Below are 15,746 nucleotides of genomic sequence, written 5' to 3'. Positions count from 1 at the left end.
GGAACAGCTTGTCGGTCAAGTTGCTCAGGGTCGTGCTGCTGTCGGCGCTGGCGGTCGGCGTCGTGCTCAGCTGTGCGCAAATCGTCTATGACACCTACAAGACCCGCCAGGCCGTGAACAACGATGCCCAGCGCATCCTCGACATGTTCCGCGACCCTTCAACCCAGGCGGTGTACAGCCTGGACCGCGAAATGGGCATGCAGGTAATGGAAGGCCTGTTCCAGGACGAATCGGTGCGCATGGCCTCCATCGGCCACCCCAACGAAACCATGCTGGCAGAAAAGTCCCGCCCGCTGCAGGACATGTCGATGCGCTGGCTGACCGACCTGATCCTCGGCCAGGAACGCACCTACACCACGCAACTGGTCGGTCGCGGCCCCTACAGCGAATATTACGGCGACCTCAGCATCACCCTCGACACCTCCTCCTACGGTGAAGACTTCCTGATCAACGCGGTGATCATCTTCGTCTCCGGCGTGCTACGGGCCTTGGCGATGGGCCTGGTGCTGTACCTGGTCTATCACTGGCTGCTGACCAAACCCCTGTCGAAAATCATCGAGCACCTCACCCAAATCAACCCCGATCGCCCCAGCCAGCACCAGATTCCGCTGCTCAAGGGCCACGAAAAGAACGAGCTGGGCCTGTGGGTCAATACCGCCAACCAGTTGCTGGCATCGATCGAGCGCAACACCCACCTGCGCCATGAGGCCGAGAACAGCCTGCAACGCATGGCCCAGTACGATTTCCTCACTGGCCTGCCAAACCGCCAGCAACTGCAGCAGCAGCTGGACAAGATCCTCGTCGACGGCGGCCGCCTGCAGCACCGTGTGGCAGTGCTGTGCGTGGGCCTGGACGACTTCAAGGGCATCAACGAGCAATTCAGCTACCAGGTCGGCGACCAACTGCTGCTGGCGCTGGCCGACCGCCTGCGCGCCCACAGCGGCCGCCTCGGTGCGCTGGCACGGCTGGGCGGTGACCAGTTTGCCCTGGTGCAAGCCAACATCGAACAGCCCTACGAGGCCGCCGAACTGGCACAGAGCATTCTTGACGACCTGGAAGTGCCGTTCGACCTCGACCATCAGCAGATTCGCCTGCGCGCCACCATCGGCATCACCCTGTTCCCCGAAGATGGCGACAGCACCGAGAAACTGCTGCAAAAAGCCGAACAGACCATGACCCTGGCCAAGGCCCGTTCGCGCAACCGCTATCAGTTCTACATCGCCAGCGTCGACAGTGAGATGCGCCGCCGCCGCGAGCTGGAAAAGGACCTGCGCGAGGCCCTGCCGCGCAACCAGCTGTACCTGGTGTACCAACCCCAGATCAGCTACCGCGACCACCGCGTTGTCGGGGTCGAGGCGCTGCTGCGCTGGCAGCACCCAGAGCTGGGCATGGTGCCACCGGACCAGTTCATTCCGTTGGCCGAACAGAACGGCAGCATCATCAGCATCGGCGAATGGGTGCTCGACCAGGCCTGCCGGCAACTGCGCGAATGGCATGACCAAGGCTTCAGCGACCTGCGCATGGCGGTCAACCTGTCGACCGTGCAGCTGCACCACAGCGAACTGCCGCGGGTGGTCAACAACCTGTTGCAGGCCTACCGCCTGCCGCCGCGCAGCCTTGAGCTGGAAGTCACCGAGACAGGCCTGATGGAGGACATCAGCACCGCCGCCCAGCACCTGTTGAGCCTGCGCCGCTCGGGGGCGCTGATTGCCATCGATGACTTCGGCACCGGCTACTCGTCGCTCAGCTACCTGAAATCGCTGCCGCTGGACAAGATCAAGATCGACAAGAGCTTCGTCCAGGACCTGCTCGACGACGATGACGATGCCACCATCGTTCGCGCCATCATCCAGCTGGGCAAGAGCCTGGGCATGCAGGTAATTGCCGAAGGCGTGGAAACCGTCGAACAGGAAACCTACATCGTCGCCCAAGGCTGCCATGAGGGCCAGGGCTACCACTACAGCAAGCCGCTGTCGGCCCGTGAGCTCACCCAATTCCTCAAGCAGGCCCAGCGTAACCAGGTTTCGATGTTCTGACGCAACCCGCCGGTTACAGGCCGTGACCCGCATTTACATCAATTGCGCCCCCGCCCCTTTACAGCAAATGCAAATCTTTCGCATGATGTTGTGGTTTCGCGTGCCTCGGCGCACTGTCCAACCACACGACGCAGGAAAACCAATAATGATTCGTATGCCTCTGGCCTCGGCCAGTCTGCTGGCCATCGCCATCGCCCTTGCCGGTTGCGGCGAAAAAGATGACAAGGCTGCTGCTCCGCAAGCCCAGGCACCTGCTGCCGCCAGCACCACCGCTGCCGCGCCAGGGGCCGTCGACGAAGCCGCCGGTAAAGCAGTGGTCAAGCATTACGCCGAGCTGGTCTACGCCGTGTACAGCGACTCGCTGAGCACCGCCAAAACCCTGCAGACCGCTGTCGACGCGTTCCTGGCCAAGCCCAACGACGAAACCCTGAAGGCCGCCAAGGAAGCCTGGTTCGCCTCGCGCGTACCGTACCTGCAGAGCGAAGCGTTCCGCTTCGGCAACACCATCATCGACGACTGGGAAGGCCAAGTGAACGCCTGGCCCCTGGACGAAGGCCTGATCGACTACGTCGACAAGAGCTACGAGCACGCCCTGGGCAACCCGGCCGCCAGCGCCAACATCATCGCCAACACCGAGATCCAGGTGGGCGAAGAGAAAATCGACGTCAAGGACATCACCCCCGAGAAGCTGGCCAGCCTGAACGAACTGGGCGGCTCCGAAGCCAACGTTGCCACCGGCTACCACGCCATCGAGTTCCTGCTCTGGGGCCAGGACCTGAACGGCACCGGCCCGGGCGCTGGCAACCGTCCGGCTTCCGATTACCTGGAAGGCCAGGGCGCCACTGGCGGCCACAACGACCGTCGCCGCGCCTACCTGAAGGCCGTCACCGACCTGCTGGTCAAGGACCTCGAAGAGATGGTCGGCAACTGGGCACCGAACGTGGCCGACAACTACCGCGCCAAGCTGGAAGCCGAATCGGTCAACGACGGCCTGCGCAAGATGCTGTTCGGCATGGGCAGCCTGTCGCTGGGCGAACTGGCGGGCGAGCGCATGAAAGTTTCGCTGGAAGCCAACTCGCCGGAAGACGAGCACGACTGCTTCAGCGACAACACTCACTACTCGCACTTCTACGACGCCAAGGGCATCCGCAACGTCTACCTGGGCGAGTACACCCGTCCGGACGGCAGCAAGGTGACCGGCCCAAGCCTGTCGTCGCTGGTAGCCAAGGTCGACCCGGCCGCCGACGCCACCCTCAAGGCCGACCTGGAAGCCACCGAAGCCAAGATCCAGGTGATCGTCGACCACGCCCTCAAAGGCGAGCACTACGACCAGCTGATCGCTGCCGACAACACCGCCGGCAATCAGATCGTGCGTGATGCCATCGCTTCGCTGGTCAAGCAGACCGGCGCGATCGAGCAGGCCGCAGGCAAGCTGGGCATTTCCAACCTGAACCCGGATACTGCGGATCACGAATTCTGATCGTGCGGTAGCGGTTCATGAAAGAGGCGGCCTTCGGGTCGCCTTTTTGGCTTCTGGCCAACTGACACCGATTTCATCCAGCAATTGCAAATTGCTCTTATTCAAACTTCCCCACCCTGCTAAGCTTGCACGCCGGTTTTTCGCTCACGCCCAGGATTTTCGATGTCCTTGTCGCTGTCCCGACTCCCCCTGCTGCTGCTGGCCCTCGCCCTCGCCGCCTGTGACGACGCCCCGCGTTTTACCCAGGCCGAGCCCGGCGAAGCGTTGTCAGGCGGCAAGGCGACCGTGCAGCGCAGCGACCGCAACGCCTATTCCCTGCCTTCGGCCAACCTCTCGCCCGAGCGGCGCCTGGATTTTGCCGTGGGCAACAGCTTTTTCCGCAACCCCTGGGTGATCGCCCCATCGACCACGACCGCGCGTGACGGCCTGGGTCCGCTGTTCAACACCAACGCCTGCCAGAACTGCCACGTGCGCGACGGCCGTGGCCACCCGCCCGAACTGGATGACAACAACGCCGTGGGCATGCTGGTACGCCTGTCGATCCCCGATCAGCCCTACCTGGCCAAGGTGATCGAGCGCCTTGGCGTGGTGCCGGAGCCAGTGTACGGCACCCAGCTGCAGGACATGGCCATTCCCGGGGTGGCGCCAGAAGGCAAGGTACGGGTGAGCTACAGCAGCCAGACTGTTTCGTTCAAGGATGGCCACCAGGTCGAGCTGCGCAAGCCGACCCTGCAGATCACCCAGCTTGGCTACGGCGTGATGCACCCCGACACGCGCTTTTCAGCGAGGGTGGCGCCGCCGATGATCGGCCTGGGCCTGCTCGAAGCCATCCCCGAAGCCGACCTGCTGGCCAACGAAGACCCGGACGACCGCAACCGCGACGGTATCCGCGGGCGGGCCAACCGGGTGTGGGATGATGCCCAGGGCAAGACCGTGATCGGCCGCTTCGGCTGGAAAGCCGGGCAGCCCAATGTCAACCAGCAGAACGTGCACGCCTTTGCCGGCGACATGGGCCTGACCACCACCCTGCAGCCTGGCGACGACTGCACCGCGGCGCAGGCCGACTGCCTGGCCGCGCCCAACGGCGACGGCGCCAACGGCGAAAAGGAAGTCAGCGACAACATCCTGCGCCTGGTCACTTTCTACACCCGCAACCTGGCCGTACCGGCGCGCCGCGACGTAGGGTCGACGCAGGTACTGGCCGGCAAGAACCTGTTCTACCAGGCCGGCTGCCAGGGTTGCCACACACCGCAATTCACCACCGCCGCCGATGCGGCCGAGCCCGAACTGGCCAACCAGGTCATCGGCCCCTACAGCGACCTGTTGCTGCATGACATGGGCCCGGGCCTGGCTGACGAGCGTACCGAATTCGCCGCCAACGGCCAGGACTGGCGTACCGCGCCACTATGGGGCGTCGGCCTGAGCGAAACCGTCAGTGGCCACAGCCAGTTCCTGCACGACGGCCGCGCCCGCAACCTGCTGGAAGCCGTGCTCTGGCATGGTGGCGAAGCCGAGGCGGCACGCAACTTCGTGCTCACATTCGATGCCGAGCAACGCGCCGCGTTGCTGGCGTTCCTGAACTCACTTTAAACGCGCTAAGGAGCCGGGCATGTTCCGACCCAAACTGTTGTTCACCAGCCTCGCCGCACTTGCTCTCGGTGCCTGCTCGCCGCAGGACCCGCAAGCAGTCACCTCGGCGGCCATCGCCAAGCAGGTGATCCTGCCAACCTACAGCCGCTGGGTCGAAGCCGACCGTGCGCTGGCTGCCAGCGCCCTGGCCTACTGCGAAGGCAAGGAAAGCCTGGACAAGGCCCGCGCCGACTTCCTCAATGCGCAAAAGGCCTGGGCTGAACTGCAACCGCTGCTGGTCGGCCCGCTGGCCGAAGGCAACCGCGCGTGGCAGGTACAGTTCTGGCCCGACAAGAAGAACCTGGTGGGCCGCCAGGTCGAGCAACTGGTCAACGGCGACAAGCCGGTAGACGCTGCCGCCCTGGGCAAGGCCAGCGTGGTGGTACGTGGCCTGTCGGCGTACGAGTACATCCTGTTCGACAGCAAGCCGGACATCGCCACAGCCGAGCAGAAAGCCCGCTACTGCCCGCTGCTGGTGGCCATTGGCGAACACCAGAAGGCGCTGGCCGAAGAGATCCTCAAGGGCTGGAACAGCACCGACGGCATGCTCTCGCAGATGACCAAGTTCCCCAACCAGCGCTACGCCGACTCGCACGAGGCAATCGCCGACCTGCTGCGCTCGCAGGTCACTGCACTGGACAGCCTGAAGAAAAAACTGGGCGCGCCGATGGGCCGTCAGAGCAAGGGCATTCCACAGCCGCTGCAGGCAGAAGCCTGGCGCAGCCATTCTTCCATGAAAAGCCTGGAAGCCACCCTCAAGGCGGCGCAGGCCGTGTGGGTCGGGGTCGACAACCAGGGCATGCGCGGCCTGCTGCCCAGCGATCAGAAAGCGCTGGCCGGCAAGATCGACGACGCCTACGCTACCTCGCTCAAGCTGCTGGCCGACAACCAGAAGACCCTGGGCGAGCTGCTGGCCGACGAGGCTGGCCAGCAAACCCTCAACCAGATCTACGACAGCCTCAACGTCGTCCACCGCCTGCACGAAGGCGAGCTGGCCAAGGCGTTGAACATCCAGCTGGGCTTCAATGCCAACGACGGTGACTGATCATGCTGCGACGCCAGGCCCTCAAACTCGGTAGCGTATTGCTCAGCGCCCTGACCCTGGGCGGCTGGAGCCTGTTCCGCAACAAAGGCAGCGAACCCCTGCTGCTCTCGGCGCGTGACGATGGCGACGGCAAGCACTATGCCGTCGGTTTCCGCCTGGACGGCACCCAGGTGTTCAGCACCCAGGTCGCCCAGCGTTGCCACGCTATCATCCACCACCCCGAACAGCCGATCGCCCTGTTCGTCGCCCGTCGCCCCGGTACCGAAAGCTACTTGGTCGACCTGCGCGACGGGCGCCTGTTGCAGACGATCACCTCGCAGCCGAACCGGCATTTCTACGGCCACGCCGTGGTGCACAAAGGCGGCGAATGGTTGTATGCCACCGAGAACGACACCACCGATCCCGGCCGTGGCCTGCTCGGTGTGTACCGCTTCGAGGGTGAGCGCCTGGTGCATACCGGTGAAATCCCGACCCACGGCATCGGCCCGCACGAAGTGGCCTGGCTGCCGGACGGCGAAACGCTGATCGTGGCCAACGGCGGCATCCGCACCGAAGCCGAAAGCCGGGTGGAGATGAACCTCGACGCCATGCAGCCCAGCCTGGTGCTGATGCAGCGCGACGGCACCCTGCTGAGCAAGGAAACCCTGGCCCAGCAGATGAACAGCGTGAGGCACCTGGCGGTGGGCAGCGATGGCACCATCGCCGCCTGCCAGCAGTTCATGGGCGATGCCGACGAAACAGCCGAACTGCTGGCGATCAAACGCCCGGGCGAGCCGTTCAAGGCCTTCCCGGTGCCAGAGCGGCAGTTGCAGGCGATGGCCCAGTACACCGCCAGCGTGGCCATCCACAGCGAGTTGCGCCTGGTGGCGTTGACCGCGCCACGGGCCAACCGCCTGTTTGTCTGGGACCTGGACAGCGGCGCAGTGCGGCTGGATGCGCCGATGCCCGATTGCGCCGGGGTGGGGGCCGTGAAGGACGGCTTTGTCGTCACCTCCGGGCAGGGGCGTTGCCGGTTCTATGACTGCCGCAAGGCCGAACTGGTCGGGCAGCCGATGAACCTGCCCTCCGGGTTCTGGGATAACCACCTGCATCTGGTCTGAATTTTCTGCTGTAGGTGCCGGCCCTTTCGCGGCTGAAGCCGCTCCCACAGGGACCGCGTAACCCTATGATTACGTGGTCCCTGTGGGAGCGGCTTCAGCCGCGAAAGGGCCCTTGCAGGCATTTCACACCCTTTCTACAAAAAACAGTCAATACTTCCCCCATCCACACGTGGGCAGGATCGCCCGTTGTCGTGTCCAAACGAATAACAACCGTATCCAAGGAACCGGACCTATGCTGCGCCGGCGCATGCTCATCATGTTGGCCGTGGTTCTGCTGATCGTGCTGGCCCTCGCTGGCTACAAGGCGTTTTCGATCTACCAGCAGATCCAGATGTTCACTGCCCCCAAGCCGCCCATCACCGTCGCGGCCGCCTTGGCCGAACAGCGCCAGTGGCAAGAGCGCCTGCCCGCCGTCGGCAGCCTCAAGGCGCTGCAGGGCGTGGAGCTGAGCCTGGAGGTAGAAGGCATCGTCAAAACCCTGTACTTCGACTCCGGGCAAAAAGTGAAGGCCGGGCAGCCGCTGCTGCGCCTCAACGACGACCAGGAAACGGCCCTGCTCGGCACTGCCGAGGCCGACCTGGGCCTGGCCAAAGTCGACTTTGGCCGCGGCAGGCAGCTGGTTGGTGATTCGGCGATCTCGCGCGGCGAGTTCGACCGCCTCAATGCGCAGTACCTGCGCAACCAGGCGGTAGTGGAGCAACTCAGGGCATCCAAGACCAAAAAAAGCATCAGTGCCCCCTTCAGCGGCACCATCGGCATCCGCCAGGTGGACGTCGGCGATTACCTTGCCGCCGGCACGGTGATCGCCACGTTGCAGGACACCTCCAGCCTGTACGTCGACTTCAACGTGCCGGAACAGACCCTGCCTCACCTGAGCCTGGGCCAGCAGGTGCTGGTGCAGGTGGCCGCCTACCCCGGCCAGACCTTCCCCGCCAGCCTCAGCGCCATCAACCCCAAGGTCGATGAAGCCACGCGTAACCTGCTGGTCCGCGCGACCATGGGCAACCCGGACGGCAAACTGCTGCCGGGCATGTTCGCCAGCCTGCTGATCCTGCTGCCCGACCCGCAGCCGCGCGTGGTGGTGCCGGAAAGCGCCATTACCTACACCTTGTATGGCAACTCGGTGTATGTCGCCGCGCCGAAGAAGGACAAGGATGGCAAGCCGGAAAACGACGACAAGGGTCAGCCCCAGCTGGTCGCAGAACAACGCACGGTGCACACCGGCGAACGCCGTGACGGGCTGGTGGTGGTAAGCAAGGGCCTGCAGGCTGGAGAGCAGGTGGTTACTGCCGGCCAGCTAAAGCTCACCCCCGGCGCCGCCATCCGTATCGGCCAGGACAACGCCCTCAAGCCCGACCCGGGCGCAGCGGGCATGGACTGACAGGAGGCTGGCCATGGCGTTCACCGACCCGTTCATCCGCCGCCCGGTGCTGGCCAGCGTGGTCAGCCTGCTGATCCTGCTGCTGGGCTTCCAGGCCTGGAACAAGCTGCAGATCCGCCAGTACCCGCAAATGGAAAACGCCCTGATCACGGTGACCACGGCCTACCCCGGGGCCAACGCCGAAACCATCCAGGGCTACATCACCCAACCGCTGCAGCAAAGCCTGGCCAGTGCCGAAGGCATCGACTACATGACCTCGGTGAGCCGGCAGAACTTCTCGATCATTTCCATCTACGCGCGCATCGGGGCCGACAGCGACCGGCTGTTCACCGAGCTGCTGGCCAAGGCCAACGAGGTGCGCAACAAGCTGCCCCAGGACTCCGAAGACCCGGTGCTGAGCAAGGAGGCCGCCGATGCTTCGGCGCTGATGTATGTCAGCTTCTACAGCAAGGAAATGAGCAACCCACAGATCACCGACTACCTGTCGCGGGTGATCCAGCCCAAGCTGGCCACCCTGCCAGGCATGGCCGAGGCGGAGATCCTCGGCAACCAGGTGTTCGCCATGCGCCTCTGGCTGGACCCGGTGAAGCTGGCCGGCTTCGGCCTGTCGGCCACCGACGTGACCAATGCCGTGCGCCGCTACAACTTCCTCTCCGCCGCTGGCGAGGTCAAGGGCGAATACGTGGTCACCAGCATCAATGCCAGCACCGAGCTGAAGTCGGCCGAGGCGTTCGCGGCGCTGCCACTGAAAACCAGCGGGGACAGCCGCGTGCTGCTGGGCGATGTCGCGCGGGTCGAGATGGGCGCCGAAAACTACGACACGGTCAGCTCGTTCGACGGCACGCCGTCGGTGTACATCGGCATCAAGGCTACTCCCGCCGCCAACCCGCTGGACGTCATCAAGGAAGTGCGGCGGATCATGCCCGAGCTGGAAAGCCAGCTGCCCTCGGCGCTGAAAGTGTCGATAGCCTACGACGCGACGCTGTTCATCCAGGCCTCCATCGCCGAGGTCATCAAGACCCTCGGCGAAGCAGTGCTGATTGTCATCGTGGTGGTGTTCCTGTTCCTCGGCGCGCTGCGTTCGGTGCTGATACCCGTAGTGACCATTCCGCTGTCGATGATTGGCGTGCTGTTCTTCATGCAGATGATGGGCTACTCGCTGAATCTGCTGACCTTGCTGGCCATGGTGCTGGCCATCGGCCTGGTGGTGGACGACGCGATCGTCGTGGTGGAAAACATTCACCGGCACATGGAGGAAGGCAAGTCGCCCTTCGACGCAGCACTGGAGGGCGCCCGTGAAATCGCCATGCCGGTGGTATCGATGACCATCACCCTGGCTGCGGTGTACGCGCCGATCGGCTTTCTTACCGGGCTGACGGGCGCCTTGTTCAAGGAGTTTGCCCTGACCCTGGCCGGTGCGGTGATCATCTCGGGCATCGTGGCCCTCACCCTGTCGCCTATGATGTGCGCCCTGCTGCTGCGCCATGAGCAGAACCCCAGCGGCCTGGCGCATCGCCTGGACCTGCTGTTCGAACGCCTGAAAGCGCGTTATCAGCGCCTGCTGCACGCCACGCTCGACAGCCGGCCGGTGGTGCTGGTGTTTGCCGTGATCATCCTGTGCCTGATCCCGGTATTGCTCAAGTTCACCCAGAACGAACTGGCGCCCAACGAGGACCAGGGGGTGATCTTCATGATGAGCAGCTCGCCGCAACCGGCCAACCTCGACTACCTCAACGCCTACACCGACCAGTTCACCCCACTGTTCAAGGGCTTTCCCGAGTACTACTCGTCGTTCCAGATCAACGGTTTCAACGGCGTGCAAACCGGTATTGGCGGCTTTTTGCTCAAGCCCTGGAACGAGCGCGAGCGTACCCAGATGGAGCTGCTGCCACTGGTGCAGGCCAAGCTCGAGGAAATCGCCGGGCTGCAGATCTTCGGCTTCAACCTGCCGTCGTTGCCGGGCACCGGCGAAGGCCTGCCGTTCCAGTTCGTGATCAACACCGCTGGCGACTATCCGGCATTGCTGGAGGTGGCCCAGCGCATCAAGGCGCGCGCCCAGGAATCGGGCAAGTTCGCCTTCCTCGACGTCGACCTGGCGTTCGACAAACCCGAGGTGGTGGTGGATATCGACCGCGCCAAGGCGGCGCAGATGGGGGTTTCGATGGACACCCTGGGCGGTACCCTGGCGACCCTGCTGGGCGAGGGGGAAATCAACCGGTTTACCCTCGAAGGCCGCAGCTACAAGGTGATTGCCCAGGTGGAGCGAGCGTACCGCGCCAACCCCGGCTGGCTTAACAGCTACTACGTGAAGAACGACCAAGGCCAGTTGCTGCCACTGTCGACCCTGATCACCCTCAGCGACCGCGCCCGCCCGCGCCAGCTCAACCAGTTCCAGCAGTTGAACGCTGCAATCATCCAGGGCGTGCCCATGGTCAGCCTGGGTGAAGCGCTGCAGACCGTACAGGACATCGCCCGTGAAGAGGCCCCCGAGGGCTTCGCCTTCGACTACGCCGGCGTGGCCCGCCAGTATGTGCAGGAAGGCAGCGCGCTGTGGGTCACCTTCGGTCTGGCCTTGGCGATCATCTTCCTGGTACTGGCAGCGCAGTTCGAAAGCTTCCGCGACCCGTTGGTGATTCTGGTGACGGTTCCGCTGTCGATCTGCGGCGCGTTGCTGCCGTTGTTTCTGGGTATATCGAGCATGAACATCTATACCCAGGTCGGGCTGGTGACCTTGATCGGGCTGATCAGCAAGCACGGCATCCTGATCGTCGAATTCGCCAACCAACTGCGTGAAGAGCGCGGCCTGAGCGTGCGCGAGGCGATTGAGGAGGCGGCGGCCATTCGCCTGCGGCCGGTGCTGATGACTACAGCGGCGATGGTGTTCGGCATGGTGCCGCTGATTCTGGCAAGCGGAGCGGGGGCAGTCAGCCGCTTCGACATCGGCACGGTGATTGCCACCGGGATGTCGATTGGCACGCTGTTTACCTTGTTTGTGCTGCCTTGTATCTACACTTTGCTGGCGCACAAATCGGTGGCCAAAGAAACTGCTGTGGCCTGATCGGGCCCTATCGCCGGCAAGCCAGCTCCCACAGGTATGGCGCCAGCTTCAGAAGCGGCGCCGTACCTGTAGGAGCGGGTTCGCCCGCGAAGAGGCCGGCAAAGCACATGCAAAAATGCCAGAGGCCCCGCAGTTGCGAGGCCTCTGGCACTGCTACCTGGCACAGGGTTCAACCGAACGGCCGCAACCCCTGGCGCATGCCGAACAGGAACAGCAACAAGTCCTGATCCGGCTCGGCCTTGGCCTGTTGCTGCACTTTGCCGTCCCGTGGCAACGGACACTGGTCGGCCATCTCGGCCTTGCTGAACACCGTCGGCCTCGGCTCTTCCCAGGCAGCCACAGCGACGGTGGTCACCGCGAGGCCAGCTATCAGGAACAAAGCTCGAGCGATTTCTAGTTTCATTACTCTAACCCTTTGACAGCGCTGCCAAACGCCATCTTGTAAAAGTAGAGCAGCGTCTGCCATTCCGCGTCGTTGAGCGACGAGTGGCGACGCAGCTGGCGCAGGTCGTTACCCGCCGCGCGCTGACAGCTGATGCGGCGCCGGCATTTCTCAAGATCCAGCAGCGCCACTTCGACCCGGGCCTGTTCGCCCTGGCCGATCACCTTGATGAATACGTGCTTGCCATACAGGCAGCCGTGCTGCCAATGCCCCAGGTGCATGCGCGCCAGGTTGTCCGCCAGGTCCTTGAGCATGCGCTCGTGCACCACCTGCGGATACCGCTCGCGGGCACCTTCGGCGTGCCAGGTGTCGAGCTCGACGAAGCCGTCCAGCGCCTCACTGACCAGCAGCGCGCGCCACTGATGCTCGGCATCGCGTTCGGCCCCACAGAAGACAATACGCGGCACCCGCACACCAAGCTGCTCGAAGCTGGTCAGTGCATCCAGTTCGCGTAATACGGTCGGCCGGCCAAAAGGGTGCAGCAGGCTGCGGTAGATGTGCCCGACCTGGCGTTTGGCATACAGCATCTTGCCACTGGCATCATTGAGCCGTTGCACGCCACTTTCGCCACCACGCCGCTGGTTGGGTTCCTCGACCCATTCGCCCTGCTGGCGCCAGTAAAAATCGAACCGCGACTCCCCTTTCTGGGCTACAGCCATCAAACACTACCCCTTGCGCAAAACATAGACTCGCCACATGGCATAGAGCGGCAGGAAGTCCAGACGTTCCTGGATCCTGAAGCCCGCAGCCTTGAATTCTTCTTCAACCGTGTCCGCCGGTAACACGAAACGGTTCTGATAATGGTCCTGTTCCGCCCTGGTGCTGCGGCGCCGCTCCAGTTGTTTACGGCGCCAGGCCTTGAAGTTGCCATCCACCCACAACGACAGGATCACACTATCACGGCTAACCCTTTGAAATTCCGAAAGAATTGTCTTTCTGTGGGCGGCTTCGCCGATGTGGTGGAACAAGCGCATGCAGAAGATGCTGTCCACCGAATTGTCCGGCAGATCGATCGCAAAAGCGGATGTCTGCAAGGGCCGTACCCGTGCCACCACCTCTGGCGGTTGTGCGGCACAGGCTGTCTCGATCATCGCCTCGGAATTGTCGGCGCCGATGATGACGCGGTTGGGCTTTTCGGCCAGCAGCGGCCAGAAGCGCCCGGCGCCGCACGGCAGGTCCAGTACCAGGCCGGGCTCGCCGGCCAACGCCAGGGCGCGCCGCGCCAGCTGCTCATCTCGCTTGTGGGAAAGGCGTCGCGCCAGGCCGTCCTGGTGCTTGAGAAAGTACTCACGCGCGTGGTCTTTGTCGTACTTCTCGGAAAATTCAAGCTTGATGGGGCTACGCATTGGGCATCTCCTGACTCCATTGCGCCCACATTAGGCAGGCAAGCGTTGGAATCAGGTCATGCCGATGTGAAAAATATGTCGAGCGCGTGGCAAGCTGTTACAACAGATTACCCGACCAGCACCTCACCGCCATCCTTGGCGACGGTATTGCTCAGGTCTACATGGAACCGGCAGCCGTGGGGCAAGACCGAGGTCAATGTCACCCGCCAGCCCTGGTCGTCACAAATACGCTGCACCAGCGATAGCCCCAACCCCAGGCCCTCGCCGCGCCGCTCATCGCCACGCACGAACGGCTTGAACATCGCTTCACGTTGCTCTACGGGAATGCCCACGCCACTGTCCTCGACGCTGAAGCCGGTTGCCTCGAGGCTCAGGCGGATGTAGCCGCTGTCGGTGTAATGCGCGGCATTGCGCAACAAGTTGCCCATCACCGATTGCAGGAAGGTGGCGTTGTACAGCACCGGGCTGGCGCTGACCCGGCCATCGAAGTACAGGGTCAGGCCCTTTTGCTCGATGGTGTCGCGCCACACGCCGATAAGCTCCTCGGCCACCTCGCGCAGCGTCGCGCGCGACGCCACGGCACCCTCATCGCGCTGTGCGCGGGCCAGCATCAGGAAAGTCTTGACCAGCTCACGCATTTCTTCCGTGGCCCGCGCCACGCGCTCCACCTGGCTGCGCGAGCGGGTGTCCAGCGTCGGGTTCTCCATCAGCAGCTCGCATGAGGTTGCCAGCACCATCAACGGCGTGCGCAATTCGTGGCTGACGTCGCTGGTGAACAACCGTTCGCGGGTCAGCGCATCGCGCAGGCGGCCCAGGGTATCGTCGAAAGCCACCGCCAGCTGGCCGACTTCGTCCGCGGCATAATCCGGCGCCAGTGGCGGGGCCAGGCCCAGCAACTGGTCGCGGTGGCGCACCTGGCGTGCCAAGCGGATCACCGGCGCCATTACCCGACGCGCGACCAACCAACCGAGGATCACCGCCAGCACCAGGCTAAGCACGAAGCCCACCACCACCACGGCGAACAGCACCCGCTCGCGTTCTTCGAAATCACTCTGATCCTGCAACAACACGTAACGACGGCCATCGACGACCTCGACCATGGCGTGGTACGACAGCTGGTCACGGAACACCTCGTGGAAGCCCCGGTCGAGGTGACGCAAGTCTTTGGGCAGCTCGAAGTCGTCGCGCCCGCCACTGAAGTAGAACAGCTGATCGGGCCGCGGCCGGTGGCTCCAGTCACTGACGCTGTCCATGCGCAGGAGGCGCTGCAGGTCACCACCCAGCACCGAGGAAATCAGCCGTTCTTCGACCAGGTGCACAGTGGCGACGATGCCGAAGGCAAAGGCCCCGGCCACCAGCGCGCTCATCAGCGCAAAAGCGATGATGATGCGCTGGGCAAGGCTTTGCTTAAACTCCATCGCGGCCCTCGGCGAGGCGATAGCCGACGCCATGGACGGTATGCAGCAACGGTTTTTCAAACGGTTTGTCGATTACCTGGCGCAGCTGGTGCACGTGGCTGCGCAGGCTGTCACTGTCAGGGCAGTCATCGCCCCACAGGGCTTCTTCCAGCACTTCGCGACGCAGTACGTGCGGGCTTTTCTGCATCAGTACCGCCAGCAGCTTGAGGCCTACCGGGTTGAGCTTGAGCAGGCGGCCCTGGCGCGTTACCTCAAGGGTGTCGAGGTCGTAGCTCAGGTCGGCCACCTGGAGGGTGCGGCGCCCGCCGCCCTGGGCACGGCGCAGCACCGCTTCGATACGCGCCGCCAGCTCCGACAGGGCAAACGGCTTGAGCAGGTAATCGTCGGCGCCAGAGCGGAAACCTTGCAGGCGGTCATCCAACTGGTCACGGGCGGTCAGCATGATCACCGGCGTGTCACGGCGGGCGTCCTCGCGCAGGCGCTTGCACAGGGTGTAACCATCGATGCCGGGCAGCATGATGTCGAGCACGATCAGGTCGTAGTGCTCGGTGGCCGCCAGGTGCAGGCCCGACAGGCCATCCTGGGCACAGTCGACGGTGTAGCCCTTCATGCCAAGGTAATCGGCCAGGTTGGCCAGGATATCGCGGTTGTCTTCAACCAAAAGAATGCGCATCGGTTTCTCCTGTGCGGCGCTTCTCGCTGTGGTGCGCGGCAGGCGCAGCTTAAGGCCTATGCCTGCACGGTGCCAGCCCCAGGGAAAATTCACCGTACTTGACGGTTTTTTCACTGATCCTTCACGGACAGAGGATAG

Annotated in this window: 12 protein-coding genes; 7 read left to right on the top strand and 5 right to left on the bottom strand. The window is 63.7% G+C overall.

From position 1 onward, the window contains the following. The 7 genes from HP546_RS05980 to HP546_RS05950 all read left to right on the top strand — a co-directional run. Positions 1-2,036: bifunctional diguanylate cyclase/phosphodiesterase (locus HP546_RS05980; RefSeq protein WP_256678431.1), on the top strand; the 2,036-nt coding region annotated here is incomplete at its 5' end. Positions 2,037-2,181: 145 nt separating this feature from the next. Further along, a complete protein-coding gene (locus HP546_RS05975) occupies positions 2,182-3,516 on the top strand; it encodes an imelysin family protein (RefSeq protein WP_172221093.1) in 1,335 nt (444 codons plus the stop codon). Positions 3,517-3,678: 162 nt separating this feature from the next. After that, positions 3,679-5,106: a di-heme oxidoredictase family protein gene (locus HP546_RS05970; protein ID WP_172221090.1), complete on the top strand. Its 1,428-nt coding sequence runs from the start codon at positions 3,679-3,681 to the stop codon at positions 5,104-5,106. A gap of 19 nt (positions 5,107-5,125) precedes the next feature. Further along, the gene (locus tag HP546_RS05965) at positions 5,126-6,190 is read left to right on the top strand and encodes an imelysin family protein (RefSeq protein WP_172221087.1); all 1,065 of its coding nucleotides are present in this window, start codon (positions 5,126-5,128) and stop codon (positions 6,188-6,190) included. A 2-nt stretch (positions 6,191-6,192) separates the two neighbouring features. After that, on the top strand, positions 6,193-7,290 hold the full coding sequence (locus HP546_RS05960) for a DUF1513 domain-containing protein (RefSeq protein ID WP_172221084.1): 1,098 nt from the start codon (positions 6,193-6,195) through the stop codon (positions 7,288-7,290). Between the two features lie 232 nt (positions 7,291-7,522). Beyond that, positions 7,523-8,671, top strand: a complete 1,149-nt coding sequence (locus HP546_RS05955) for an efflux RND transporter periplasmic adaptor subunit (RefSeq protein WP_172221081.1) — start codon at positions 7,523-7,525, stop codon at positions 8,669-8,671. Positions 8,672-8,684: 13 nt separating this feature from the next. Continuing rightward, on the top strand, positions 8,685-11,729 hold the full coding sequence (locus HP546_RS05950) for a multidrug efflux RND transporter permease subunit (RefSeq protein WP_172221078.1): 3,045 nt from the start codon (positions 8,685-8,687) through the stop codon (positions 11,727-11,729). 169 nt (positions 11,730-11,898) lie between these two features. Here the strand turns inward: HP546_RS05950 and HP546_RS05945 are convergent, their stop codons facing one another. From HP546_RS05945 to colR, 5 genes are all read right to left on the bottom strand, one after another. Further along, the gene (locus HP546_RS05945) at positions 11,899-12,132 is read right to left on the bottom strand and encodes a hypothetical protein (protein WP_172221076.1); all 234 of its coding nucleotides are present in this window, start codon (positions 12,130-12,132) and stop codon (positions 11,899-11,901) included. Next, a complete protein-coding gene (locus HP546_RS05940; RefSeq protein ID WP_172221074.1) occupies positions 12,132-12,830 on the bottom strand; it encodes a lipopolysaccharide kinase InaA family protein in 699 nt (232 codons plus the stop codon). Before HP546_RS05940 ends, HP546_RS05945 begins: the two co-directional genes overlap by 1 nt. A 6-nt stretch (positions 12,831-12,836) precedes the next feature. After that, the gene (locus HP546_RS05935) at positions 12,837-13,517 is read right to left on the bottom strand and encodes a class I SAM-dependent methyltransferase (protein ID WP_172221071.1); all 681 of its coding nucleotides are present in this window, start codon (positions 13,515-13,517) and stop codon (positions 12,837-12,839) included. A gap of 107 nt (positions 13,518-13,624) precedes the next feature. Next, the gene (locus HP546_RS05930) at positions 13,625-14,935 is read right to left on the bottom strand and encodes a HAMP domain-containing sensor histidine kinase (protein WP_172221069.1); all 1,311 of its coding nucleotides are present in this window, start codon (positions 14,933-14,935) and stop codon (positions 13,625-13,627) included. Then, a complete protein-coding gene (gene colR, locus HP546_RS05925; protein ID WP_003255215.1) occupies positions 14,925-15,608 on the bottom strand; it encodes a two-component system response regulator ColR in 684 nt (227 codons plus the stop codon). Before colR ends, HP546_RS05930 begins: the two co-directional genes overlap by 11 nt. Between the last annotated feature and the right edge of the window lie 138 nt (positions 15,609-15,746).

It is taken from the genome of Pseudomonas sp. CM25, assembly GCF_013179705.1.
In the GTDB taxonomy this organism is placed as follows: domain Bacteria; phylum Pseudomonadota; class Gammaproteobacteria; order Pseudomonadales; family Pseudomonadaceae; genus Aquipseudomonas.
Note: the sequence above shows the minus strand (reverse complement) of the source record. Positions and strands in the feature narration are given on the sequence as shown.

Coding starts and splice junctions, on each gene's coding strand:
- HP546_RS05975 (WP_172221093.1), top strand. CDS start 2,182: ATGATTCGTATGCCTCTGGCCTCGGCCAGTCTGCTGGCCATCGCCATC.
- HP546_RS05970 (WP_172221090.1), top strand. CDS start 3,679: ATGTCCTTGTCGCTGTCCCGACTCCCCCTGCTGCTGCTGGCCCTCGCC.
- HP546_RS05965 (WP_172221087.1), top strand. CDS start 5,126: ATGTTCCGACCCAAACTGTTGTTCACCAGCCTCGCCGCACTTGCTCTC.
- HP546_RS05960 (WP_172221084.1), top strand. CDS start 6,193: ATGCTGCGACGCCAGGCCCTCAAACTCGGTAGCGTATTGCTCAGCGCC.
- HP546_RS05955 (WP_172221081.1), top strand. CDS start 7,523: ATGCTGCGCCGGCGCATGCTCATCATGTTGGCCGTGGTTCTGCTGATC.
- HP546_RS05950 (WP_172221078.1), top strand. CDS start 8,685: ATGGCGTTCACCGACCCGTTCATCCGCCGCCCGGTGCTGGCCAGCGTG.
- HP546_RS05945 (WP_172221076.1), bottom strand. CDS start 12,132: ATGAAACTAGAAATCGCTCGAGCTTTGTTCCTGATAGCTGGCCTCGCG.
- HP546_RS05940 (WP_172221074.1), bottom strand. CDS start 12,830: ATGGCTGTAGCCCAGAAAGGGGAGTCGCGGTTCGATTTTTACTGGCGC.
- HP546_RS05935 (WP_172221071.1), bottom strand. CDS start 13,517: ATGCGTAGCCCCATCAAGCTTGAATTTTCCGAGAAGTACGACAAAGAC.
- HP546_RS05930 (WP_172221069.1), bottom strand. CDS start 14,935: ATGGAGTTTAAGCAAAGCCTTGCCCAGCGCATCATCATCGCTTTTGCG.
- colR (WP_003255215.1), bottom strand. CDS start 15,608: ATGCGCATTCTTTTGGTTGAAGACAACCGCGATATCCTGGCCAACCTG.